This is a genomic window from Streptomyces sp. NPDC002701 (assembly GCF_042889045.1).
Classification (GTDB): domain Bacteria; phylum Actinomycetota; class Actinomycetes; order Streptomycetales; family Streptomycetaceae; genus Streptomyces.
In genome coordinates this window covers 377739-402166 of sequence record NZ_JBIAQL010000004.1, presented here as the reverse complement: position 1 = coordinate 402166, position 24428 = coordinate 377739, and the positions used below count along the sequence as shown (strand labels likewise).

25 protein-coding genes are annotated in these 24428 nt (G+C 69.9%); 12 read left to right on the top strand and 13 right to left on the bottom strand.

From position 1 onward, the window contains the following. Nucleotides 1-17: 17 nt before the first annotated feature. The 4 genes from ACFYXC_RS14350 to ACFYXC_RS14335 all read right to left on the bottom strand — a co-directional run bounded on the left by ACFYXC_RS14350 (nt 18) and on the right by ACFYXC_RS14335 (nt 2672). The gene (locus ACFYXC_RS14350; protein ID WP_389550949.1) at nt 18-638 is read right to left on the bottom strand and encodes a dihydrofolate reductase family protein; all 621 of its coding nucleotides are present in this window, start codon (nt 636-638) and stop codon (nt 18-20) included. After that, nucleotides 638-1144, bottom strand: a complete 507-nt coding sequence (locus ACFYXC_RS14345) for an SRPBCC family protein (RefSeq protein ID WP_389550946.1) — start codon at nt 1142-1144, stop codon at nt 638-640. The genes ACFYXC_RS14350 and ACFYXC_RS14345 overlap by 1 nt, the downstream gene beginning before the upstream one ends. Before the next feature lie 3 nt (nt 1145-1147). Further along, nucleotides 1148-1489: an ArsR/SmtB family transcription factor gene (locus ACFYXC_RS14340; protein ID WP_389550943.1), complete on the bottom strand. Its 342-nt coding sequence runs from the start codon at nt 1487-1489 to the stop codon at nt 1148-1150. Between the two features lie 220 nt (nt 1490-1709). Further along, nucleotides 1710-2672: a DUF389 domain-containing protein gene (locus tag ACFYXC_RS14335; RefSeq protein ID WP_389550940.1), complete on the bottom strand. Its 963-nt coding sequence runs from the start codon at nt 2670-2672 to the stop codon at nt 1710-1712. Between the two features lie 369 nt (nt 2673-3041). On the opposite strand from ACFYXC_RS14335, the gene ACFYXC_RS14330 reads away from it, so the two are divergent. Further along, complete coding sequence (locus tag ACFYXC_RS14330) at nt 3042-3779, top strand: PDZ domain-containing protein (RefSeq protein ID WP_389550937.1); 738 nt, start codon at nt 3042-3044, stop codon at nt 3777-3779. Between the two features lie 255 nt (nt 3780-4034). Further along, complete coding sequence (locus tag ACFYXC_RS14325; protein ID WP_389550934.1) at nt 4035-5561, top strand: RICIN domain-containing protein; 1527 nt, start codon at nt 4035-4037, stop codon at nt 5559-5561. Nucleotides 5562-5646: 85 nt separating this feature from the next. On the opposite strand, the gene ACFYXC_RS14320 is transcribed toward ACFYXC_RS14325, so the two are convergent. After that, nucleotides 5647-6153 (bottom strand): hypothetical protein, encoded by a 507-nt coding sequence (locus ACFYXC_RS14320; protein WP_389551661.1) that lies wholly within the window; start codon nt 6151-6153, stop codon nt 5647-5649. Nucleotides 6154-6196: 43 nt separating this feature from the next. After that, nucleotides 6197-7297: a hypothetical protein gene (locus tag ACFYXC_RS14315; protein ID WP_389550932.1), complete on the bottom strand. Its 1101-nt coding sequence runs from the start codon at nt 7295-7297 to the stop codon at nt 6197-6199. Between the two features lie 392 nt (nt 7298-7689). Between ACFYXC_RS14315 and ACFYXC_RS14310 the strand changes: the two genes are divergently transcribed. After that, the gene (locus ACFYXC_RS14310; RefSeq protein ID WP_389550929.1) at nt 7690-8409 is read left to right on the top strand and encodes a hypothetical protein; all 720 of its coding nucleotides are present in this window, start codon (nt 7690-7692) and stop codon (nt 8407-8409) included. 67 nt (nt 8410-8476) lie between these two features. Further along, nucleotides 8477-10174, top strand: coding sequence for an FG-GAP-like repeat-containing protein (locus tag ACFYXC_RS14305; protein WP_389550926.1), 1698 nt, complete (start codon nt 8477-8479; stop codon nt 10172-10174). A gap of 533 nt (nt 10175-10707) precedes the next feature. Here ACFYXC_RS14305 and ACFYXC_RS14300 read toward each other — a convergent pair. Continuing rightward, a complete protein-coding gene (locus ACFYXC_RS14300; RefSeq protein ID WP_389550923.1) occupies nt 10708-11121 on the bottom strand; it encodes a MarR family winged helix-turn-helix transcriptional regulator in 414 nt (137 codons plus the stop codon). Between the two features lie 54 nt (nt 11122-11175). Between ACFYXC_RS14300 and ACFYXC_RS14295 the strand changes: the two genes are divergently transcribed. From ACFYXC_RS14295 to ACFYXC_RS14270, 6 genes are all read left to right on the top strand, one after another. Next, on the top strand, nt 11176-11952 hold the full coding sequence (locus ACFYXC_RS14295) for an alpha/beta fold hydrolase (protein WP_389550920.1): 777 nt from the start codon (nt 11176-11178) through the stop codon (nt 11950-11952). Between the two features lie 318 nt (nt 11953-12270). Continuing rightward, entirely contained in the window at nt 12271-13113 is an 843-nt protein-coding gene (locus tag ACFYXC_RS14290; RefSeq protein WP_389550917.1) for a helix-turn-helix transcriptional regulator, read from the top strand. Nucleotides 13114-13304: 191 nt separating this feature from the next. After that, on the top strand, nt 13305-14057 hold the full coding sequence (locus tag ACFYXC_RS14285) for an SDR family oxidoreductase (protein ID WP_389550914.1): 753 nt from the start codon (nt 13305-13307) through the stop codon (nt 14055-14057). 1465 nt (nt 14058-15522) lie between these two features. After that, nucleotides 15523-16053 carry a hypothetical protein gene (locus ACFYXC_RS14280; RefSeq protein ID WP_389550911.1) on the top strand — a complete coding sequence of 177 codons (531 nt, stop codon included), beginning with the start codon at nt 15523-15525 and terminating at the stop codon, nt 16051-16053. Nucleotides 16054-16368: 315 nt separating this feature from the next. Further along, nucleotides 16369-17028 (top strand): HdeD family acid-resistance protein, encoded by a 660-nt coding sequence (locus tag ACFYXC_RS14275; protein WP_389550909.1) that lies wholly within the window; start codon nt 16369-16371, stop codon nt 17026-17028. A gap of 96 nt (nt 17029-17124) precedes the next feature. Continuing rightward, nucleotides 17125-18486, top strand: coding sequence for a hypothetical protein (locus tag ACFYXC_RS14270; protein ID WP_389550906.1), 1362 nt, complete (start codon nt 17125-17127; stop codon nt 18484-18486). A gap of 138 nt (nt 18487-18624) precedes the next feature. Here ACFYXC_RS14270 and ACFYXC_RS14265 read toward each other — a convergent pair whose 3' ends face one another. From ACFYXC_RS14265 to ACFYXC_RS14250, 4 genes are all read right to left on the bottom strand, one after another. Continuing rightward, a complete protein-coding gene (locus ACFYXC_RS14265) occupies nt 18625-19449 on the bottom strand; it encodes an anti-sigma factor (RefSeq protein WP_389550903.1) in 825 nt (274 codons plus the stop codon). Further along, nucleotides 19433-19996 (bottom strand): RNA polymerase sigma factor, encoded by a 564-nt coding sequence (locus ACFYXC_RS14260; protein ID WP_389550900.1) that lies wholly within the window; start codon nt 19994-19996, stop codon nt 19433-19435. The genes ACFYXC_RS14265 and ACFYXC_RS14260 overlap by 17 nt, the downstream gene beginning before the upstream one ends. A 47-nt stretch (nt 19997-20043) precedes the next feature. Next, nucleotides 20044-20733, bottom strand: a complete 690-nt coding sequence (locus tag ACFYXC_RS14255; protein ID WP_389550897.1) for a class F sortase — start codon at nt 20731-20733, stop codon at nt 20044-20046. A gap of 83 nt (nt 20734-20816) precedes the next feature. After that, a complete protein-coding gene (locus ACFYXC_RS14250) occupies nt 20817-21650 on the bottom strand; it encodes a DUF4397 domain-containing protein (RefSeq protein ID WP_389550894.1) in 834 nt (277 codons plus the stop codon). A 322-nt stretch (nt 21651-21972) separates the two neighbouring features. Here ACFYXC_RS14250 and ACFYXC_RS14245 point away from each other — a divergent pair, with 322 nt between their 5' ends. Beyond that, on the top strand, nt 21973-22809 hold the full coding sequence (locus ACFYXC_RS14245) for an alpha/beta fold hydrolase (protein WP_389550892.1): 837 nt from the start codon (nt 21973-21975) through the stop codon (nt 22807-22809). Nucleotides 22810-22831: 22 nt separating this feature from the next. Continuing rightward, nucleotides 22832-23365 carry a WHG domain-containing protein gene (locus tag ACFYXC_RS14240; RefSeq protein ID WP_389551658.1) on the top strand — a complete coding sequence of 178 codons (534 nt, stop codon included), beginning with the start codon at nt 22832-22834 and terminating at the stop codon, nt 23363-23365. A 12-nt stretch (nt 23366-23377) separates the two neighbouring features. Here ACFYXC_RS14240 and ACFYXC_RS14235 read toward each other — a convergent pair whose 3' ends face one another. Beyond that, nucleotides 23378-23509 carry a hypothetical protein gene (locus ACFYXC_RS14235; protein WP_389550889.1) on the bottom strand — a complete coding sequence of 44 codons (132 nt, stop codon included), beginning with the start codon at nt 23507-23509 and terminating at the stop codon, nt 23378-23380. Between the two features lie 29 nt (nt 23510-23538). Beyond that, entirely contained in the window at nt 23539-23904 is a 366-nt protein-coding gene (locus ACFYXC_RS14230) for a hypothetical protein (RefSeq protein ID WP_389550886.1), read from the bottom strand. Nucleotides 23905-24428 lie beyond the last annotated feature (524 nt).

The following is a 24428-nucleotide window of genomic DNA, read 5'->3' as shown; positions in this document are numbered from 1 at the left end:
GCGGCGAGGTCGGCACGCTACCGTTTCCGGACGGTGTAGGTCAGGTGCGTCGCCCGAGAGGTGGGCTCCGCGCCCGCCGGCTCCAAGGCCAGGCGGGCCGCGTCCACGCCCTCGAACAGGCGGATCCCGGAGCCGAACAGCACGGGTGACAGCGCGATCGAGAACTCGTCGATCAGGCCGGCGTTCACGTACTCCAGGATCGTTGCGCCGCCGCCCGCGATACGGACGTCGCGGTCGCCGGCGGCCTGGCGTGCCTGGTCGAGCGCGGACTCGATGCCGTCGTTGACGAAGTGGAAGGTGGTCCCGCCCGGCCGCTCCCAGGGGTCACGCTTCTCGTGCGTCACGACGAAGACCGGGGTGTGGAACGGCGCCTCCTCCGGCCACATCTGCTCGCCGGCGTCGAACATGCGCTTGCCCATCACGCTCGCACCGGTGCGCTCGAACGTCTCCCGCACGATGTCGTTGTCGCGTCCTTCCTCGCCGCCCTCGCCGAGCTGCAGATTCTCCCGGAAGAACCGCTGCGGGAATATCCACTGCTGGAGCTCCATCCACAGCCGCCCCATCAATTCCTCGGGGGACTCGGGCGCGATGAAACCGTCCAGAGACATCGAGACGCTGAAGAACACCTTCCCCGCCATCAGCCCTCCGCTCCCTTACGAACGATTTCGGTGACGTACGCAGCCAGGTTGTTCAGGGTCTGCCGGCCGCCCTCGATCGCGTGGTACTTCTCGACCGCCTCGTCGCGCAGCTCTCTGGTGGGGAACACCGTGCGCATCACGATCCGGGTCGCCGCACCGTCGGGCTCGAACGTCAGGACAGACTCGAAGGCGTTGGGGTCGTCGCGGGACTCGCCGTGGAGGAACTCGATCCGTTCCGGCGGGGTGAGCTCGGTCCAGGAGATCCACTCCTGGTAGTCCGTCCCGTCCGGTCCGTGCATCACGAAGTCCCATGCCCCGCCGACGCGGAACTCGAAGGCCCGCGTGGTGGTGGTGAACCCGTCCGGTCCCCACCACCGTGACAGGTGCCGCACCTCGGTGAAGGACTCGAACACCAGCTCCCGCGGGGCGTCGACCACTCGGGAGATCACGATCTCGCGGTCGGCTGACGCCGACGGCGCCGGCGTTCCAGGTTCTGTCGCGCTCATCAACTACTCCTCTTGACTTGTCTCTTTCAGTTCCTGCACGTATCCGTCGAGTCGGCCGAAGCTCTCGTTCCAGAACCGCTCGAATCCGCCGGCCCACTCGTGGACCGGTCGCAGCCCACGGGCGTCGAGGCCGTACAGGCGCTGCTTGCCCGCCTCCCGAACCCGCACCAGCCCCACTTCCCGGAGTACCCGAAGGTGTTTGGACGCCCCCGGCTGGGTCATCCCCAGCTCCTGGGCCAACTCGGTCACCGGTCGCTCACCCGCCCGCAGGAGCACCAGAATCTCCCGGCGCTGCGGCTCGGCGATCGCGTTGAAGACGTCCGACGTCGTCGCTGCTCGTGCCATGGCAGCCATCGTATGCCCATATCGGCATGCGTCAAGCTGAGAGGGGTGAGTCAGGCGGCAGGGTCGACGTCAGCAGGGGAGTGGGCTTGAACATCTGCCTGAGAACGCCCGGCCCGGTTCACTGATCAGAGAGGGCTCGCTCAGTCCGGCTGCGCCGAGCGGACCGGCAGGCGTCTCCCTGTACCGCTGGTGAGGTGGGCGCGGTGGGCGCGGGGCAGTGTCAGGTCAGGCGGTCGGAGCGGGCTGGACGGGTTCGGGTGCGGCTATGGGTGCGGCGCCACAGCCATTTCTGGGTGAGGAGGGTGAGGGTGCCGGCCAGGACGATGCCCAGGAGGTTCAGCAGCAGCTGGTTGGTTGAGCCGAGGGTCTGGGCCGTGTCTCCGTAGCTGAGGGCCACCGCCGCGTTGGCGGCGGCCGGGACCGTGGTGACGGAGATGGCCACCCCCACCAGGAGGCCCGACTTGGCCGACGTCAGGGAGAGCGTGCCCGCGATGCCGGCCAGGACCGCCACGACGAAGGAGAACGCGTCGGGGGCGTACACGAAGGCCGTGTTGGGGCGGTCGGCCTCCAACTGGGCACGGCTGAACAGGTCCAGGCTGTCCATGAAGAGGCTGAACAGCACGGTCACGGCCATCGCCACCGCGAAGCCCACGAGCAGGGCCAGCAGCGAGCGCACGGCCAGGCGCGGCCGGCGCCTGACCAGGGCCGTGCTGATGCCCGCCAGCGGGCCGAACTCCGGGCCCACCGCCATCGCGCCCACGATGAGGATCGCGTTGTCGAGGACCACGCCGCAGGCCGCGATCATCGTGGCGAGCGTGATGAAGGCGAGGTAGGTGACCGAGAGCGTCGACTCCTCGTGCGTCGCGTCCGACAGCTGTTCCCACAGGACCGCGTCCGCGCCCTCCCCGGGAGCGTCGTCCTCCGCCTTCTCGGCGCGCTTCGACAACGACAGGTCGATGTCCTCGACGGCGATCGAGCCGTCCGTGTCGATGTCCAGGGCGCACAGACCGCTGATCAGCTCGTCGCCCGCCTCGCGCGCCACGTCGACCATCACGAGGTCGCCGGCCGGGTCGCGGGCGGCGCCCGGCACGACCGCCAGATGGGTCGCACCGACCGTCCCCTCGATAAGCCGCACTGCGGCGTCGGTCCGGTCGGACGGGATGATCAGGCGCAGGTGCAGCATGGAGGCAGGTTAGCCGCGCTGGGAAGGTGGGCTGGCCGCCGGGCGTCGTTTGTCGTCCGCGGGGTGCTGGTCCACCACGTGTCCAGGAGGCCCGCGACGGCCTGGGCCCAAAGGTGGGGCCACTGCGGTCACGTGCGTCGATCGGCACTGGCTGCGCGCCCGCGGGGCAGGCTGTCGGCGCCGCCCCGAGCTGCGCCAGGGTGGCGACCCCACCTCACTCACGCCTGTGCTCCCCACGGAAGCCGACGCTCAGCACGCCTGCGGAAGCGCTATATGACTAGTTCGTACGCAATTGATCCTGTCTCTATACACAATTATCGTGTGTCATCAGACGAACACTCTGTGTAGTCGCGAAGTTGGGGAGGGTCTATGCGAAGGTCCATGGCGGCATGCGCGGCGCTCGCGCTCGGAGCGAGCCTGCTGGTAGGGGGAATGGCGCCCGCGGCCACCGCTGCGGTCACGCCGGGCGTGATCGGGGCGATCCAGGCGCCGACTCCGCCGTCGACTGTGCCCGACCTCGATGCCCCCGGGCCGGCGAAGACCATCGAGTTCCGGCCGGACGGGCAGGTCCGCTCCAGTCCGGGGTATGCCACGATCCAGGCTCCGCAGCACACCCGCATCACCGAGGTGGACCCCTGGTGCAGCGGCATGAACTGTCCGGTCACCATCGCCTCTGACGGCTCATCCGCCAGCTTCTCTCTCCAGAGCAGCAACTGGGTATGGGTCCGGCCCATCAAGCTCAGCGTCGTCGCGAAGGGCGATGCACCCCTGGCGGGCGGTCTGTTCACCGGAAGCTTCACCCTCGATGGCGCGACCGTGGACTGGAGCGTCAGCATCACCCAGGGTACTCCCGGCGCCTTTGGCGGCTACGTCAACAACGTCCCTGGGGGAGGAGGCGCCCGGGTTCGGTTCGTCGACCCCGACTTGAACGCCGCCGCCGCGGGGTTCATGGTCAACGACATCGTCACTTCCGTCGACGGGCAGCCCGTCACGTCATCGGCATCCCTCAACGCCGCCCTCGCAAGCAAGCGAGCCGGGGCCACCGTGCCCGTGGGCATCAGGCGTAACGGCACCCCGGTGACCCTGCAGTACATGATCGACCAATGATCAGCGCAGTCCAGCCCGTCGACGTCCGCGCGATCCACCGCCTGACGCAACGCTGAGACTGCCCCCTCCTACGGTGTCCCGACCGCCCAAGAGGGAGGTCAGGGCCCGGCGTTGCGCTGTCTCGTGAGAGGGCTGAGCCTGGCGTCGCCGGATCGGCGCCGATGGCCGCTGCCAACTTCCGCAGCCCTCTTGTGGCTTTCTGAAGTCGACTTACAGCCGTCCGTAGCGGCCGGTTGAACGGCGAAAGGGATGACGATGAGCACTCCCCACACAGCAGCCGCAGATGATGAGCATTCCGTCCCTGCGATCAGGACAGTCGCCGGGACCGGGGAGGCGGGGTTCAAGGGAGAGAAGGAGCCCGCCGCTTCGGCTACGTTGAACCGCCCGTACGGGGTTGCGGTGGACAGTACCGGCACTCTCTACATCTCCGACAGTGACAACCACCGGGTCCGGAAGATCACCACGGATGGGAAGATCAGTACGTTTGCGGGGACGGGGGTTCCGGGATCCGACGGGGACGGCGGTCGTGCGGTTGCGGCGCAGTTGAACTCCCCGCACGGACTGGCGGTGAACAGCGCGGGCGATCTCTTCGTCGCCGATGCCGAGAACCACCGAATCCGGAAGATCACGGCCGATGGGAAGATCAGCACGGTCGCCGGCACGGGCACCGCGGAGTTCAGCGGCGACGACGGCCCCGCCACCGCCGCCGAGTTGAACTACCCGCACGGGGTGGTAGTGGACAGCGCCGGCACCCTCTATGTCTCCGACAGTGACAACCACCGGGTCCGGAAGATCACCAGGGACGGGAAGATCAGTACGTTTGCGGGGACGGGGGTTCCGGGGGCCGGCGGAGATGGCGGTCCTGCGGTTGCGGCCCAGTTGAACTCCCCGCACGGACTGGCGGTGAACAGCGCCGGTGACCTCTTCGTCGCCGATGCCGAGAACCACCGAATCCGGAAGGTCACCCCTGACGGGATTATCAGCACGTTCGCGGGGACCGGGACTGCCGGACCGGACGGAGACGGCGGTCCAGCGGTCTCAGCCCAGCTGCACCTCCCACTGGGTGTGGTGGTGGACAGCACCGGCACCCTCTACGTCTCCGACCACAACAACCACCGGGTCCGGAAGATCGCCCTTGACGGGAAGATCAGCACGTTCGCCGGAACAGGCACCGAGGGCTCCGGCGGCGACGACGGCCCGGCCACTGCGGCCGAGCTGAACTACCCCCTCGGACTCGCCGTGAACTGCGTCGACGCCCTTTACATCGCCGACTACGTCAACAACCGGGTGCGGAAGATCGCGTCGGCGGAGATGGCCGGGCTGCCCGCGTCGGGCACGGTGGTCTCCTGGGCCAACGTCCGCAGCAGGCTGCGGATGGCAGTCGAGCGTGAGTCCGTCAAGGACGGGGCCGAAATCCAGCAGTCCCTCGCCGCCCCCAGGGCGCACCAGCGGTGGCGGCTGGTCGTGGCGGGCCAGGACAACGGCGACATCCTGTACACGATCGAGAACGTACGCAGCGGCAAGGTCCTGGAGGTCGTCGGGGCCCAGGAGAGGTCCGGGTCGACGGTCGCACAGCGCGACTGTGAGGGTGCTGACGCGGGCCACCAGCAGTGGAGACTGATCCCGGTGGGCTCGGTCACCGACACCCCGCGGGTGTACGAGATCGCGAACCAGAACAGCGGTCTGCTCCTGCGTGTCGACACCAACGCCCGCACAGTGATCCAGCAGCACGGGTCGGACGGCGACCACCGAAGCCGGCAGTGGCAACTGCTGCCCGTGTGACACACGAGAGGGCAGGGGCACTCTCGCCCCTGCCCTCTCATGGCCCCCTAAAGGCTCTCCTCATAATTCCCTACAGGTCCTTGCGTCACTCCGATTTGGACGGCTTCTCGGCGGTCGCCTTGGGCGCCTGGGGCGTCTCTGGAGTCTTGGGCTCGGGTGCCTTGGGGGGTTTGGCGAAATCGTCTTTCTTGGGCATGGTCTCCAGATCCTCACTCTTCTCCAGGCCGCTCTCCTTCTTCACCGTCTCGCTCGACTTTTTCATTCCGTCGGACGCTGCTGTGGACACCGAGCTGGGATTCTTGGCGTACTGGGCCTGCGTATCCCCTGATGACTGGGTCGTCTGGATGAAGGAGGCGAGGAAACCGAGGACGGCCCGCGCTTCGGGTGACTGCTCCTGCACGACTTTCGCCCGGCTGGAAGCCCCGTGGATCGCATTGGTGGAGAGGTTCGCGCTCTTGTCGTCGTACGTGTCCTCCTTGGAGTCCTCGAAGGCGTCGACGTCCGCATTCAGCAGGGGCCTGGTGCGGTCGGTAGTGACGGAGAAGAGTCCTGCGCTGTTTTTCGAAGAATCGAAGATGTTGCCGAACACCATGGTCATCGTTCCTGATCGTCGTAGCTGCGGCGGTGTCGCCCGGTCAAGGTCCCTTGTGCAGCGCTCGCTGGCTGTACGTCAGGCTCTCGTTGTCGAACATCGTGTGGTGGACGTCCAGGGCGGAGACGACCTCGGCCCACCCCGTCATGCGGAAGCCGGCACCGCCCGGCAGATCGATGGTGCCGATGTCGCGGGCGACCACCTGGTCGAGGCCGGGGGGCGTCCCGGGCTGTGGGGGAGACAGGACCGGCACCGGCACGGCGTACTTCACCGCGAGAAAACCCGAGAAGGTCACCGGGATCTCGTACGTGTAGTGCTTGTGCGTACGCCGCTGGGTGGCGATGGTCTCCACGCGCGAGCTCGGCGGGACGTCGCCGGAGATCTGCGATTTCGAGGTCCAGCTGGTGGTCAGGGAGCCGCCGACGGAGGCCGCGATGCCCAGCGCCAACTGCGCGTTGAGCGAGGCGCTGCCCGTGGCGCTGCCCTGGGTGGTGAACGCGATGGAGCTCGTCACCGAGTTCGACGCGGAGTTCCCCGTGGAGTTCGTCGCGGCCGTCTCGGTGGAGTTGGCGTTGTCGACGCCGACGCTGTCCTTGCTGTTCTTGTTGGTCACCGTGTTGGCGTTCTTGTTCGCCATGTCGTTGCGGAGCTGCGTCGCGAGCTGCGCCTGCAGGTCCAGCTTGAGCTGGTTCTGCAACTGCAGCTGGAGTTGCGCGCCGACGGTGCCGCCGAACGTGAGCTTGGCGTCCCCGTGCAGCGACCACGTCACCCCGTTCGACACGGTGAAGTCGACCGAGTCGGTGAACGTCATCGAAGACTTCTGGCTGCGGTTGACGTAGGAGCGCGAGGAGAACGTGTCGGGCGGGGGCTGGGCGATGTCGCACCGCTCCTCGATCAGCGGCTCCCCAAGAGTCATGTAGCCGAGCCAGCCCCGGTCGAACGCGTATCCGGGAAAGTCGCCGAATTTCAGCTTGTTGATCGAGAACCCGACGGGGCTGTGTGGCACACCGTAGTTGTCGGTGTAGACCAGGTTGGGGTGATTCAGGATCGTCTGCCAGGTTCTCTCGATGTCGAGTTCCCGCAGGTTCGTCTTCGTCAGCGGCTGGCGCTTGACCCGTTCCAGGTTGTACGCGGTGGAAGGCATTTTCCATCCTTGGCCGATCCGGCGGAATCGCACTTGGTGAAATGGAAACAGTGATCTGCGCGCATTCTGGAAATCGAAGCTAGCAGGGCTCCCATTGTCCGGGAAGGCGTCTTCGCGCATCACCCTCATTCGAGTGAACAAGGTTCGTCGATCACGCACAACTGGAAGTAATGGAGGGTAAGTTGAGGCCCGCCGACTGCTCGACCGGTGGCTTCCCGAAATCCCTGCCTCCGGGTTCTGCCGCAGGCAACAGCACGTGATTCGGTCTTCTCTTCATTTTCGTTCTTCGTCGCGGTCGGCCAAGGTGGGGCTTGCGGTAATGCCGCGTGACAGAAACACCGCCCCAGTCGGCCGCATTGTTCTCCACATCAAGAACAGGTGAGGTTTCCGCGATGTACACCCAAGAACGTACGGCGATGTCGAATCTGGTGGTCGGCGGCCCCGTGGCCGTCAACAGCTATGACAACGCGATCGTGGCCGCGCTGGTCGAGAACCGGCCGGTCATGCTCGTCCATGCCTTCAACGGCGGCTTCCTGCGGCCCGCCGAGCTGAAGGAGGACAGCCACGACAAGGGGGTCAAGCTGGCCACCACGCTCGACCCGGCCACGAAGGAGGCGCAGGGCCACCTCTGGCACCTCACCCCCGCCGGCTTCTTCGGGCAGCGCCCGCTGTATTTCCTCGAGAGCGCCGCGGGCCAGGTGGCGCCCACACCCGCCGGTGCGAGCGATGTCGACGCCGGGCGCGGCGACGACGGCGTGCCGAAGCCGCAGCGCCGGCGCGTCACCGTCCACCAGGAGGCTCCCGAGAGCACGGCCGACAGCGTGCAGGTCGGTCTGCCCGACAAGGTCGGCGACAAGTGGCGTGGGAAGAACGGCGCGCCCGAAGACACGCAGTTGTGGGTGGTCACGGTGACGCCGTGGGGCGGGATCACCTTCGTGCCGATCACCCACCCCGACGCCATCCTCGGGTTCAAGGACCACGCGGTGGCGGCCGAAAGCGAGGTGCGTCTGACCTACAACTGGGGCGGGGACTTCACCGGCACGGTCATCAACGCGTTCTACCCGCGGCTGCCCAACGAGTGGAGCGTCCCCTACCACCACGTCTTCACGTGATCCGCGGTCACCGCCGTACCCGACCCGCCCCGAGCCCACGCCCGCACCGCTTGGAAGAGGCACCACGATGTCCGTGCCCACGGAAGAACTGAAACTTCGGATCGTCAACGCAGCCACGGGCAAGACTCTCGGTGCCAAGGCCATGCCGGGCGCGGACGAGGCGCTCGTCGTCCGGGATTTCCCCGGGAGCGGCCCCAGCCCGGAGCAGTGGCAGCTCACTCCTGTGCAGGTCACGCAAGGCGGGCAGGACGATCCGGCGTACGTGGTCCGCAATGTGGTCAGCGGCCAGGTGCTCGACAACCCGGACGCCGCGGACCGTGGCGTCCGCCAGTTCGACGCCGTCGCCGGCAAGAAGAGCCAGCAGTGGCATCTCGTCCCCGTCGAGGGCGAAGCGGGCCTCTACTTCATCGAGGACGCCACCGACGGCGCCGTGCTCGACCTCGGCGACCGCGACGACCCCAACGGCCCTGGCGACCTCGACGACCTCGGAAAGGACGACACCCGGATCGTCCTGCGCGCGCACGACGACAGTGCGGAGAGCCAGCGGTGGCGGTTCGTCCCGGCCGAACCCGAACGCCTCAGCGACCCCGTACTGCGCTGGGCATCACTGAGCCACTGGAACGGCCGCCGCTCCTGGCGGCTGACCCGCTCGACCGCGCTGCGGCCGGCACCTGAGGCGACACCCTCGTTCAGCGACATGCTGCTGATCCTCAGGCAGTTCGGGAGCGACCAGGACGCCGGCGGCTGGAAGAGCGCCGCGGCTGTCCGCTCCCTCAGTGGACGAGCAGACCGGTGGGCCGGGCTCGGTGACCGGTTCCTCGCCGACACCACAGGGGCAGGGCGAGCGGACGTCGTCGGGCTGGAGCCCGCGAAGGGGGCCGTGACGTCCTCCAGCCAAGGCGACGGCACGTTCGCGGACGACGAGCGCGTCCTGCACCCCCCCGCGCCCTCGCCGAGCCCCAAGGATCTGTGGACCCTGGCGGACACCACGGGCGACGGCACGCCTGACGCCGTCATGCTCTGCGCCGACGGTGTCCGGGTGTCCCCGCAGGACGAGGGCGGGACGTTCGCACCCGTGGGCGGCGAGCCGGTTCTCAAGGCGTTCGGTCACGGCCCGCAGGCGGGCGGGTGGCTTGCCGACAAGCATCCTCGCTTCCTCGCGGACACCACCGGTAGTGGAAGGCTCGACGTCGTCGGCTTCCACGACGACGGCGTGTGGGTATCGCTCCAGGACGAGGACGGCACCTTCGCCGACCCCCTGTGGCTCCTCGACGACTTCGGGACCGACCAGGGATGGAGCACGGCCGAGGAACACCCCCGATTCCTGGCGACCACCACCATCGGGGGAGCAGTGGACATCGTCGGGTTCGGACCGCAGGGCGTCGTCGTCGCCCGCGGGCGTGGCGACGGCACGTTCGAGCCCTCCAGGATCGTCCTGAACGACTTCGGGCTCGCCCAGGGGTGGACGAGGAAGAAGCATCTCCGGCTCCTCGCCGACGTCACCGGCGACGGCAACCCCGACATCGTCGGCTTCGGTGACGAAGGGGTCTGGGTGTCGCACAACCGCGGCGACGGCCGGTTCGAGCAGGCTCAACTGGTGTGCCGCGGCTTCGGGTACAACGACGACGCCGGCGCCTGGCGGGTCGACCACCACCCCCGCTTCGTCGCCGACATCACCGGCGACGGACGCGTCGACATCGTCGGCTTCGGCGGCCCGGGCGTGTACGTGGCCCGCAACCTCTACCGCCGCTTCCGGACTCGATAGCCCTCTATGGGTCCCCGTAGCCGCATCACGGCGACCGGCCGCCGGTACGGGAATCTGTGACCCCGCCCCCACCCCCACCCCGGCCCCGACCCCGACCTAGACCTCCACCCTGACCCCGACCCCGTCGTGCGGGCTCAGCGGAGCACTGCTTCGACACCTGTCATGGCGAGGGCATCCGGCGGCGGCCGGTCGCCGTGGATGGTGATCCGTGCGACGGCGGCGTTGAGCTCCTGGAGTTCGTCGCGGCTGAACCTGACGTCTTCAGCGCCGATGTTCTCCAGGAGGTGGGACAGCCTGTCGTGCCGGTGGTCGGGCTCATGCCCAGAGGCGACAGAGCCAGGGCGAGGGCGTCGATGACGGACGCACTGGAGGGGCGCATCGGGATCATCCCCAGGCATCGTCGCCGATTCGCGGCATCACCCGCTACTGGGCCGGCGCGCCGATCCGCCGCCGTGCGCCGCCTGTCGCATGCCGCGCGTCCTCCCTACTTCCCGAGGTATCACCCTGGGGCGATTGAGGCGTGTGATGTCTGATCACGTGCCCCCGGTGAGTTCCCGCAGTGATCGAAGCAGTTCCGTACGTTGCGTCTCGTCGAGAGGTGCGAAGAGGTCCTTCAGCACGCCGACCGACAATCGTCGCCCCTCCGTGAGTGCTGCGTGCCCCGCCTTGGTGAGGACGTGTTCGAAGCGTCGTCCGCGGCCTGCGGACCGGGCGACGAGTCCACGGTCCACAAGTCGGTTGGCGAGGGTGCCGAACGCCTGATCGCTCTGGAAGGTCGCAACGGCGAGCTCATGCCCCGAAGCCCCTGGCATTCGCTCGATGGCGCGCAGAGCATCCCACTGGACGAGGCTGATCCCGATCTCGCGCAGCGCGGCGTCCATCGTGCGGTGGTTCCGGTGCTGCGCGCGCTTGATCGCCTGCCCGAGGGCTTCTAGGTCGGTCGTCATGGTGCTACTGTATCAACATCAGTATATAAACATGTTGATTCAGCGAGGAGCATCATGCGCATCTCCCTTCCCGAGGACCTTCCCGTCGTTCAGGCCGGCACCCCCGACGCACGCGCGGCACTCGTCCTGCACGGGGGCGGCGGGCCTCGGACCGTCCTGCCCCTCGTGGGGCACCTCGCGGCCACCATGCACGCGTCCGCGCCGACGCATCCCGGATGGGACGGCACTGCGCGACCCGACTCCATCACCTCGGTCGCACGGCTCGCGACCGGCTACCTCACGCGCCTGCTCGAACGTGGGGAGCGTGACGTCGTACTGGTCGGATCCTCGATCGGCGGGTGGATCGCACTCGAGATGGCGATTCAGGCCGCCGATGACGAGCGGTACGCAGGACTGATCGGGGCCGTGGTGAACATCGACGGCGTCGGTGCGGTGGTGGAGGGCGCACCTGTGGCGGACTTCTTCGCGCTCGACGCGCGCGGGCTCGCCGAGGCCGCCTGGCACAACCCGGACCGCGGGTACGTCGACCCGGCCGGCGTCACCGAGGAGCAACGCGCGATACAGCAGACGAACGGACGCACGATGGCCGCCATCACCGGTACGGGCATGAGCGACCCCACGTTGCTCGGTCGGCTCGGCGCGGTGAACGTCCCGACGCTGGTGGTGTGGGGCGAGAGCGACCGGATCGTCACGCCGGCGTACGGTCGGGCCGTTGCACAAGCTGTGCCGGGCGCGCAGTTCGTCGAGATACCGGAAGCCGGTCACCTCCCGCACCTCGAAGCCCCGGACGCGACCTGGGCGGCGATCGACCCGTTCCTGGCAAAGCACTAGCTAGCCCGGTACTGGGTACTGCAGCGGGACTGGTACTGGGTACTGCAGCGGGACCGGGTACCGCAGCGGGACCGGTCACGCCGCGCACCCCGCCACGTGTCTTCCGGGGCACTCGGCGGAGGCTGCCGAGGGCCGCCGCAGCGCTGCACCCGCACAAGGTGCGCCGCACCGGCGGCATGCATCCCCACATGGTGCGCCGCACCGGCGGCGTGGAGGTTGCGGTGGGTAGGTCTCGCAGTCCCCGGTTGAACGTGGCCTGGCAGCCGACGTCGTACTGGCAGACACTCGTCATCACCGTCAGGACGGAAGGAAGCGGTGATGGAGGACCGGAACACGCTCGGTGAGTTTCTGCGGTCGCGCCGCGAGCGGCTGCGTCCCCAGGACGTGGGCCTGGCTCCCGGCGGGCGGCGCCGTACCCCCGGCCTGCGACGCGAAGAGGTCGCGCTGCTGGCCACCCTTTCCTCCGACTACTACTCCCGCCTGGAACAGGGACGGGCGAAGACCCCTTCGGAGGCGGCTTTGGCGAGTCTGGCCCGGGCCATGCGGCTGAGCAGCGAGGAACAGCAGCACCTGTTCCGCCTGGCCGGTCAGCGGCCGCCCGAGCCGCACTCCCCGTTGGCCCATGTCGATCCGGCGATGCAGTACCTGCTCGATGTGCTGGACAGCACCCCGGCGCAGGTCTGCGACGACCTGCTCACGGTCGTGGCGCAGAACCGGGCCGCGGAAGTGCTGCTCGGGAAATGGGCCGGACTGCCAGGTTTTGAGTCGAACGTGACCTGGCGCTGGTTCGCCGACCCGGCCTCGCGTGCGCTGAACGACCCCGACGAGCACGAACGCATCGGCCGCGCCTACGCCGCCGATCTGCGTGCCGGCTCGGCCAGACGGCCGCGCCGCGATGCCGTCGCCCACGGACTGGTGGCTGATCTGCTGACCCGCAGCAGCGAGTTCGCACGCCTGTGGGAGGAACACGACGTCGCGGCGCTGTCCTCGGCGCCCAAACGCATCCTGCATCCCCTGGTCGGTGACCTGGAGCTGCAGTGCGATGTGGTGCTCAGTCCGGCGACCGGGCACCGCCTGGTCCTGTTCCGTCCACGGGTGGGTTCGGACGCCGCCGCGAAGTTCGACTTCCTGACCGTGCTGGGGCAGCAGTCCTTCGACTGAACCCACCCCGCCCGAGCCCACTTCCCTACTCCTGCCGGTCCGACCGGACCCGCGGTCCACAGGCACGCCCTCGTGTCCTTGACCCACCGACCCGAACAACCCCGTACAGCCGCAACAACACCATACGGCCGCAACAACCCCATACACGTGAACAGCCCTGAACAGCCTGAACAGCGTGGAGAAAGAACACCGTGGACATCACCAGCAGCACCGTCTTCATCCCCGGCGCCACCTCCGGCATCGGCCTGGGACTGGCCCTGCGACTGCAGGCCGCCGGCAGCACCGTCATCGTGGGCGGACGCCGCACCGAACTGCTGCAGCAGATCGCCACCGAACACCCCGGCATCGGCACCGTCGAGATCGACACCACCGACCCGGCCTCCATCGCCGCCGCCCGGGCCGACCTCGCACAGCGTTACCCGGCACTGGACGCCCTCGTCACCATGGCGGGGATCATGGAACCGGAAGACCTGCGCGACCCGGCCTCCCTCGACGTCGCCGAGCGCACCATCGCAGTCAACCTGCTCGGCCCGATCCGCCTGGCCCACGCCTTCCTGCCGGCTCTGCTCGCCCGGCCGTCGGCGACGGTCATGACGGTCAGCTCCGGCCTGGCCTACGTGCCGCTGGCCGCCACGCCGACCTACAACGCGACCAAGGCCGCGATCCACTCCTTCACCGAGTCGCTGCGGGTGCAGCTGACCAAGAGCAACGTGCAGGTGATCGAACTTGTGCCACCGGCCACCCGGACCACGCTGATGGGCCAGCAGAACAGCGATGTCGCCATGCCGCTGGAGGAGTTCCTCACCGAGGTCATGGACCTGCTGAAGACCCGCCCCGACGCCGAGCAGATCCTCGTCGAACGGGTGAAGTGGCAGCGCAATGCCGAGGCAGAGGGCCGCTACCAGGACGTCCTGAACGTCCTGAGCGCCCGCTACCGCGACTGACTCACCGGACGGGACGACGCCCCCGCATCGCCGCCCCGGCACGGACCTTTTCGGTGCGGGTTCCTCGTGCAGGCAGGATGAGGGTCATGGCTCCTCCCAGATGAGGGCACCTCGACGGGGAGTGGGAGCCACCGCTCTTCCAGGTAGTGGCAGTACCTCGCAGGCCCGTCCGGACCGACCTACCGTGGAGGGACCGACGACCCGCGCAGCCTGTCCCAGAGGAGTCCGTCGTGCCCCCGTACCCGATGTCGGACCCGGCTGGGCGGTCGACGTGGCCGACGTGGCCCGAGGCGGGCCCCCGCGCCCGGACTGTTCCGCCGGGCTGCACCCGGGCGACGCCCGCGACACGCACCCGCCGTAACGGCCCGCGCCGGGGGCTGTCCGGCGAGGGCGGGACCGACGCGTACACGAGGCACCGAGCATGACCGACAGTACCCAGTACTACTCCGAGGACGTCTACGCCTTGGCTCCCGACACCATCGACCTCGTGATCGTTCCGGACGCGGACCACGTCGAAGGCTTTCGTCAGAGGGCGATACGCCCTCTGGCGTGCGGAGGGATGGTCCGTCAGGAGCTGGTGCGCACGCGTCGGACGTACGTGGGGTCTCCAGTTCATCGTTCCGGTTCGGTGTCGGGCGAGTACGACCCCTGGCCGTCAGGCGGACCAGCGGCAAGGATCACGGAGCATGATGACCGGATGCCGCCGACCGGGGCAGGCCGCTGTCGCGTTGTGTGTCGCGGCCGGAGTGTGGCTGTGTGTGGTCGCCCTGCGTGGTGGCTGGGACGCGGCCGACCCCGTTGCGAGTGTCCTGGCCGGTGGTGTCGGCCTCGTCGCGCTGATGGTGTCGCTGGGTTTCGGCCCCGGAGTGCGGCCGACCCGCCGCCACCCGCGCCGTCCATTCCCGCCTGGGTCGTCGACAGGGACCAGACGGAGGAAGTCGTCGCCGCGGTCTGCGAGCAGGCGGGCGCACGGTGGTGGTTGCGTCGGCGGCGCGGCAACCGGGACCGGAACACGGACTCTGATGCGTACGGACAGTCCACTGCGGTGCTGCAGTTGGAGCCCCGACGGCCGGGCGCTGTTCGCCGGGGGGAGAGGCGGACTCTTCGGCTACGACTTCCATCCCGGCGCGAACGGTCTGTGAAACGTCTACCGACTCACCGTCGAAGTCGGCGCCCCACCCTCCCCACCAGCACACACCATCGCGGCGCGGCCCTTTCCCCCGTGGTGGGTGAGGCACTGCCCCCACGCCTGGGATGCAATGGGAGAGCATGTCGCCCTCCAGGCCGGGGTCATCCTCGTCCCCACCTGACGGTGGCGATCCGGGTCATCGGCGGCATCGCTCGGGCCGGCTCCCCGGTCACTTCGCACCTGCTGACCGCCCGGGAAGGCCGTCGCGGGCGGCCCGACGTCGAGGCTCCGGCCGGGGTGACGGGATCGACGGGTCGAGTTCGGGAGGAGTCACCGGTGTCCAGAGTCGCCAGAGTCAAAGCCACGACCGGTCCGGCCGCGGCCAGCGCGGAGCGCCGGGCGCAGGCGAACTACACGGGCGGTGTCTACGGATCCATGCTCGCGGCCTCCGTGGTGATCGGCGCGGGCTCCCTGGGCTCGTTCCCCCGCACCGAGCTGGTGCTGCTGCTGTTGCTGACCGGAGTGGTCTTCTGGGTCGCGCATGTGCACGCCCAGCTGTTCGGGGCGCGCCTGGCGCAACAGGCTCTGGACCGCCGGGTCGTGCTGCACGTGTGCCGTGACGAGTGGCCGATCGTCAAAGCCACCGTTCCGCCGGCTGCGGCGGTGGCCGTCAGCCCGCTGCTGGGACTGGACGTGCGAGGTGCTCTCTGGCTGGCTCTCTGCGTCGCCGTGGCGGGTCAGGTGGGCTGGTCCGTGGCCGCGGCCCGCCGCGCCGGTGCTTCGCCACGGCTCATGGCCGCCACCGCATCGGTCAACCTGGTGCTCGGGCTACTGATCATCTCCATGAAGATCGTTCTGAAGCATTGATCCTTCGATGACGTGACGTCCTGTTCGGCCCTGTCGGGGAGGGCTGTGCCGACAGCGCCGCGCGCCGTCGGCGAGAGCGCGTTCCGGCGCCGGGCGGTGATGAGTCTCCGTCGCAGGTGCGGCGAGCGCGCGATGACCCGCATCGGAGACTTCCGGTTCGGCGCCGCCGCGGGGGAGCCGATGGATCACCCGTGATGGGTGAGCCGGTCACCGAGCGGCAGGCGTGACCCTGGAGCGGTCAGGTGCTCGCGCACCGCCGCCTCACCCCACCCCGTCGGCTTCCGGAGGCGACGGCTGATCACGCGAGGAGGAGCCATGACCATGTCGCGTGGTCCGGCATCGCGCACCGGGCAGGACCCCGCCCCCGGCGGGGTGGCCGCGGGCCCGATGAGCGACTCCGCAGACGTGCTCGCACGGCTCGGCCGCTCATGGACCTGGCTCCTGGGGTCGGCCGTCATGACGCTGGTGCCGGGCGTCCTGGTACTGGTGTGGCCAGAGACGACCCTGCACGTCCTGGCGGTCCTCATCGGCCTCTACCTGCTGCTGGGCGGCGGGTTCCGGTTCGTGGCCGTCTTCGCGCGGGAGGGGCACGAGAGGCTGCCGGGGCTGCTCCTGGCCGTGCTGTACGTCCTCGCCGGCGTGCTGTGCCTGAGGAACCCGCTGCAGACGATCGCCGCGCTCTCGCTGATCACCGGGGTCGTCTGGCTCGTGTCCGGCATCCTCACCCTCTACACGGCCATCTCCGTCCAGGACCTGCCGCACCGCGGCGTCGTCATGGTTGCCGCCGTACTCGGCATCGTCGCCGGGATCGTGGTGCTCGCCCTTCCTGTCGAGTCGGCCCGTGCCCTGACCAGGCTGCTCGGCCTGTGGCTCGTCCTGCTCGGAATGGCCGAGTTGGTGGTCGCCCTCGCCTGGCGGGCCGCGCGCCGAAAGACGCGCCCTCCGGAGCCGGACGCCCCCACCGCGACGGCCTGACTCCGCACGAGCGCTTCGTTTGGGCTGCCTCCCCGACCGCCACCCCGCTGAGTGACCGTCGCCACCGGCCCGGCGCACACGCGGAAAGGAGTCCCCATGAACCCCGCCGCGCCCCCGGATCCGCCGGACTCCGGCGCAGACGCCATCCGGCAGCACCACGTCATGACCGCCGAGGAACGAGCGGAATACGAGCGACTGCGCCGTCACGCGGCGGTGCGCCACCGGCGGGTACGCCAGACCGGCTCCTCGGTCCTCCTGCTGCTGGCCCTGCTGCTCGCGCCCCTGGCCGTCGTCGCGGCCTGGGTCCAGGACACGGTCTCCGACACCGACCGGTACGTGGAGACCGTCGCGCCGCTGGCGTCCGGTCCGGCCGTGCAGGAGGTCGTGATCAACCGGCTCACGGACCGGGTGGTGGACAACGTCGACGTCCCGGCGGTCACGGACTCGCTCGTCACGGTGCTCCAGGACGCCGAGGCTCCACCGCGCGTCGTGGAGGGGGCCGAGTCCCTTGAGGGTCCGCTGCGCAACGCGGTCAGGACCGTCGTGGACCGCACCGTCACCGGGGTGATCACCAGTGACGCCTTCCAGCAGGCGTGGGAGGACGCCAACCGGCGCTCGCACGCCGCGGTGGTGAACATGCTCACCGGCGACCGCGAGGGTGCCGTACGCGCCGAGGGCGACACCGTTCACGTGGATGTGGGAGCGGTCGTCGACCAGGTACGGAAGCGGCTCGTCGACGCTGGTTTCGACAAGGCTGCCGCCATCCCGGACACCGACCGGACGATCACCCTGTTCCAGACGGAGGAACTGGACAACGCGCAGGACGCGATGCGGCTGCTGGACATCCTCGGCACCTGGCTGCCTGTCCTGACCGTCGTGCTCGCCGTGCTGGCCGTGTGGACCAATCCGGCACACCGCGTGATGCTGATGATCACTGCGACGGGTGTCGCCCTGACGATGGTGGTGCTGCTCGTCGCGCTGGCCGCCGTCAGACGGATCTATCTGGACTCGGTCCCTCCTGACGCGCTGCCCACCGACGCCGCCACCGCCATCTACGACACGTTCGTCCGTTTCCTGCGCGACAGCACGCGCACTCTGCTGGTCGTGGCGGTGCTGACGGCACTGGTCGCCTACCTTTACGGTCCCGGACGGCTCGCCCGCACTGTCCGCACGGCGGGGGACCGGGGCACGACGGCCGTCGGCCGGGGGCTGCGCCGCGCCGGCGTGAGCACCGGAGCCGCCGGACGCCGACTGACGGACCACAGGGCGTGGACCACCGGTGGCGTGATCGCGGCGGGAGCGCTGGCGCTGGTGCTCTGGAACCATCCCACGGCAGGAGCGGTGGTCCTCGTTCTCGGCATCGCCGTGGCCGTGCTGGTCCTCCTGGCGATCCTCGCGGCGGCAGCCGAACCGGCCGACCGGGCTGCGGACAGGGCGACGGAGGGGTCGGCTTCATGAGCCCCAGCACACCGAAAGAGGGCCGCCGGAGCGCGTCGCCCCGAGTGTTCAAGTTGTCGGCGGCCGAACGACCCTGGCCGCTCGCGGGGCCGGGTCTTACGGGGCGGGGTCCTGCGGCGCGGGCCGAAGGCGGTGTCGTCAGCTCGCGTAGGGGCCGCGTACGACGCTGTCCCCCGAGTGGTCGGGTTTCCCGTTGTAGGGCTGCACGGAGACATCGACCACCGAGTACTCGCTCAGGTCGATCGTGTCCGGCACGGGCAGGTCGGCGTGGCCGTCGGGGCCGAGGACCCCCACGGAGACCAGCTTGGTGTGCGTGCGGTCCATCAGCCAGACCTCGAAGTACCCGGAGTTGCGGGGCAGACCCCTGACCGTGATGTCGAGCGTCCGGTGGCCGTCGTTGCCGCTCAGCCGGGCGTAACCGGCCGAGCTGGCCCGCAGGGAGTCGAGCCGCCGGCCCTCGGCCGACGCGACCTCGCCGGCGCGGTCCTGCGTGACCCACCAGGTGATGCCGCTGCCGGCGGCGGCGCCGAGCAGCGCGGCGCAGGCGGCGAGCGCCACTGCCAGGCGGCTCGGCCGGCGCGGTTTCGGCACGGCGTCCGTCGGCGTCACCGGTGGGCCGCTGCCGACGGCCGGTCCGGACTCCGCGGAGGCGTCCTGGCCGGTGCGGTCCGGGCGTCCGCGCACCGCGCCCGGATCGCCGCCGGGGGCGTCGTCGCCCGTACCGGCGCTGCCCTGCTGCCCGGAGATGCCCAGCTCGTCGGTGATGGAGTCCCACAGGCCGGGGGGCGGGGTGAGCAGCTCGTGGTCCTGGAGCCCGGGTGTTCTGACCGTCGAGACGACATGGCGCAGGGCGTCGAGCTGCCGCGCGCACTCGGCGCACTCACGCACGTGGTCCGCGGAGGAGGGGGACGGGTCGTCCCCTATCGCCATCAGTGCCAGCGTCTCGTCATCCGTGTGCTTCACCGTCCACCTCCAACCGGTTCTTCATACGCAACAGCCCGCGTCGCGTCTGGCTCTTGACGGTGCCGAGCGGCAGACCGGTGCGCTCGGCGATCTGCGCCTGGGTGAGGTCCTCGTAGAACGCCAGCCTGAGTACCGTCTGCTGCTGGTCGGGAAGCTTGTCGATCTCGTCGGTGAGAAGAACGTAGTCCAGGACGGAGTCCGATGCGGAGACCTGCTGAGGATCGGTTCCCGACGCGGCCGCGACCGTGACCGCATCCACGTCTCTGCGGTGCCGCGAGCGCCGGGCGAGGGCGTCGATCACCTTCTTGTGGGTGATGCCCATGATCCAGGTCTTGAGCGATCCGCGTCGTGGGTCGTACCCCTTGCGGCCGCGCCACGCTCCGACGAAGACCTGCTGGGTGACGTCCTTGGCCTCCTCCGCGTCCCCCAGTCTGCGGAACACCACGGTGAAGACGAGTGCGCCCCATCGGCGGTACGCCTCGCTGAGGCACGACTCGTCGCCCTCGGCGAAGCCACGGCCCAGGTACTCGTCGGGCACCGATGTCACGGCCGCCACACTAGCGGCCAGCACCTCGGAGCCACCCCATATCGGCCTCACTCGGGTGCCTCCGCGGCCGTGACGACCAGATTCCTCTGGTAGCCGCCCCGGTCCGGAAGGTAGGGCCCGGCGCACGTGATCAGCGTGAGGACCCCGGGCCCGTCCCTGCGGAACGCCTCCGACGCCGCCAGGTCCTGCTTGGCGACACTGCGGCGGGCGGCGACGCGGTACTCGACACTGCTGCCGTCCGCGCGCCGCACGAGCACCCGGTCGCCCTGCCGTACGTCGGCAAGCGCGACGAGGACACCCAGACCCCGGCCATCGGAGTCGACGTGGCCGACCACGACCGAGGACCCGCTCGGCTCGCCCGGGGCCGGCGAGAAGCGGTACCAGCCCACCCGGCGCGGGTCGTCGGGGACCTCCACCTGTCCGTCATCGGCGACCCCCACCGGGTCGACCGGCGCCCGCACGCCCAGCCGGGGCAGCGACAGCGACCGCGGTCCGGGGACCCGCCCCGGTACCGCCGTCGCGCTGGGAGCGGCGCCGTCACCGGCGGGCCCCTCCGGCACGGCCTCCCGCGCCGGGGCGGACGCGCCGGAGTCGCTACCACCCGGCATGGCGCCGAAGTCCCCGGCGTCCGAGCCGCCGGGCCAGGCACCCGCGACCAGCACGACGGAGACGACGAGTCCCACGAGGGCAGCGCCCAGTCCGGCGAGCAGCATCCTGTGTGGCGAAGGCTTGCCCATGCAGAACTACCTCTTCATCGATATGGGAGGAAAGCGGTGTGCCGTCGCCGGGGGCGTCGACGGCACACCGGCCGCTGCGGGTCTCAGCGGGCAGTGGTGCGCAGCCTGAACAGCACACCCGCGACTCCCAGCACGGACACCGCGCCGAGAGACAGCGCGCCGAGCGGCAGGCTCTCGTCGTGTGCCGCGGCCTGGCCGCTCCCACCCGCGGGGACTCCGCCGGGCGACGAGTGCAGGCCGGTCAGGGTCTGCGTCTTGAGCGCGAGGTTCTTGTCCTTCGCGCTGCCCCAGGCGTAGACCGCGGTGTTCGCTCCCTCGGTCAGGTTCAGGTCGGCCGGTCCGATCGCCACGGTGTCGGTGCCGGCCAGCACGACGTCGGCGGAGACCTCGCCGGCGGCCACCTCGCCCTTCGCCTCCTTGGGGTTGGCCAGATCCTTGAAGACGGCCGTCTCGTCGGCCCGGACGTCGACCGCGGGCGCGGCGGCGACATGGCGTACCGTCAGCCTCGCCTTCCCGGCGGGGACCTTGGACGTGTCGTTGACGAACGCGTCCAGCGCCGGCCGGCCGTCGGCCGTCAGGTGCGCCACCAGGGTGGCGTTCGCCCCGGCGGGCACGTCGACCTTCTTCTCGACGGCGGGCTTGCCGTCCGGGCCCTCCCCGTCCTTGAAGACCTTGATGTCGTAGGAACCGGCGTCCAGCTTCATCGGATCGGTGAGCGTGCCCGGCTCGAAGTCGGGGAGCAGCTCCTTGTCGCCCGCGTACACGTCCACCGTCAGGCCGGGCACCGCGTGGGGCACCGACACGGTGGCCTCGTCACCCGCGGCCTGCGGCTGGGCCAGCGCGGGAGCGCCGGCGGTGACGGACAGCACGACGGTGACGCCGGCGGCCAAGGCTGCACCCGAAGCACGAGTGATCATGATGATCTTCCCTTCGTTCGAGGTCTGTGGAGCCTGTGGGAACGCATTCCGCCGACTGCGCGTGGTTGGTTTCGCCCGAACATGAATTTCTTCGGCGGGTCCGTTCGAGGCGGCACCCGGCCCGTCCTGCTGCCCCCAGGCACCGCGATCAGCTGTCCCCAGCACGCCGCCGGGAGCCTCCCCCAACACCGTGCTGGGGGACGCCCCCGGCGCTGCCGTGCGGTGGTGGGGGGTCTGCGTGTTGACACCGTTGGCTAATGAGACTAGCTTTTGGCTAACGAGGTTAGCCGAGCGGCTAACACGATCAACCTTGGGAGACGTCATGACCGAGTACCTCGCCGTCGAGGGTGGAACGATCGCTTACGAGGTGGCCGGGTCCGGCCGGCTGGTTGTGCTCGCGCACGGCATGGGTGACCACCGTGACGCCTACCGCGCCGTGATCCCGCAGCTGGTGGCGGCGGGCTACCGGGTCGCCGCGGTCGACCTGCGCGGCTGCGGCGAGTCCAGCACCGACTGGCAGGACTGGGGCCGCACCGCCATCGCAGGTGACCTGCTCGCCCTGATCCGGCACCTGGGCGGCCCGGCGGTGCTCGTCGGCCACTCGATCTCCGGCGGTGCCGCCACCATCGCCGCGGCGAAGGCGCCGGAGCTGGTCACTGCGGTCGTCGAGCTGGGACCCTTCACCCGCAAGCAGTCGATGGGCCTGGGCGACCTGCGCAGCAAGCGCCTGCGGCAGGGCATGCTGCGCCTGATGCGCGCGACCATGCTGGGCAGTGTGCCGGCGTGGCGCTCCTACCTGGAGGTGGCCTACCCCGGGGTGAAGCCGGCCGGCTTCACCGAACGGCTCGGCCGCGTCGAGGCGATGCTGCGCGAGCCGGGCCGGATGAAGGCACTCCAGGGCATGGGCCGCACCACCCCAGTCGATGCCGGCGCCGAGCTCGGCAACGTGCGCTGTCCGGTCCTCGTCGTGATGGGCACCGACGACCCCGACTGGGCCGACCCGCACGCCGAGGGTTCGGCGATCGTCGACGACCTGCCCGCCGGGCTCGGCCGCCTCGAGATGATCGAGGGCGCCGGGCACTATCCGCACGACCAGTGCCCTGACCAGGTGGTTTCGCTGATGCTCTCCTTCCTCCGAACGGACGCCGCCCGTGCCTAGGGCCGGCCTGGATTCCGCCGCCGTGGTCGCGGCCGGAGCCGACCTCGCCGACGAGGTGGGCCTGGGCCGTCTGACGATGGGGCTGCTGGCCGAGCGCCTGGGCGTGCGCACCCCGTCCCTGTACAAGCACGTGGGCGGCCAGGAAGACCTCGTGCGGCGCATCGCGGCGCTGGCGTCGGTCCAGGCCGCCGATGCCGTCGGTACCGCTGTTCAGGGCTTGGCGGGCCGCGACGCCCTGGCCGCCGCGCTGCACGCCTTCCGTACCTTCGTGATCGACCACCCCGGCCGCTACGCCTCCACGACCGGCATGGAACCCACCGGCCCGGACGACCCGATGGCCCTCGCCACTCAGCGGCTGTTCGACGTGTTCCGGGCCGTTCTGCGCGGCTACGGACTCGAGGAGTCCGACACCACCCACGCCCTGCGCATGTTCCGCAGCATCTGCCACGGCTTCGCCACACTGGAAGCGGGTGGTGGCTTCAAATGGAGCACCGACATCGACAAGAGCTTCGAATGGCTGATCGCCTTCATCGACCGCGGCATGCGCGCCTTGTGAAAGGCGACCTGCTCAATTGGTCGTCGCCGCTCGGACGATGCGGATGGCCTCGTCGGTGTCGATGCCGACGCCGGCGATGACGGTGGCGTACTCGGCGGCGGCGCGGCGTGCCCGTTCGCGTCGCTGCTCGCCCGCTGCGGACACGAACGAGCCGGCCGCTCCGCGGGTCTCGATCAGCCCCGCCTCCTCCAGTTCCCGGTAGGCCCGGCCGACGCCGCCGTACCGCTCCGCGCGGTCCGCACGGTGATCAGGACGAGGGTGAGGGCGCTCAGTGCGGCGAAGACGAGCCAGGCGGTGTTCCGCCGACCGAGCGCGCTGTCGAGCACCGATGCGGCCGGCAGGCACCAGACCACGGTCGGCGTGGCGACCTCGCGGGCGTCCTCGACCCGCATGAGGAAGTCGGCCTTCAGCGAGCCCGCGTCGTCGGCCACGACCGGGCGCGTCAGGACATGGCGCAACTGGATCACCATGCCGGCCGCGACCCCGCACAGCGCGATGAGCAGGACGACCCCCGCGTACCGCGTGGCGGGGTCATGCACGGTGAGGGAAGCGATCGTCGGCGCCGTCGCGCCCGCGAACGTGACGGCCGTGAACGTGACGGCCGTGAACGTGGTCGGCCGAGCACGGTACGCAAGCCGAGCCGGGCCGGATGGGCCGCCCGGCGCTGCAACGTCGTAGCGGCCCGCCGGTCGACCCGCCGCACCCACCAGTCCAGCAGTGACTGAGCCCGTACCAACGCCGCCACCACCGTCGTCATTCGCAGCAGCGGCCAGCGCTGGTACGACCCGGACCCGGCAACCGCGGCGTCGGCAGGCCGGGTGCCTGCGTAGGCGAGGCCGACCGCGAGGATGACCGCGGCCGGCAGGACCTGAGCGGCCAGACGGGCATGCCAGCGGACCGTGAGACGCCTGGCCGGCAGAGGTGTCGGGCGTACGTCGGACAGGCCGTACCCGGCCAGCCACAAACGGGCCCCCTCGTGGCCCCGTACGCACGCCACCGCGCCACCGCGCCACCGCGCGACTACGCCACCACGCGACCGCGCGGCATCGGTGTCGAAAGTGGT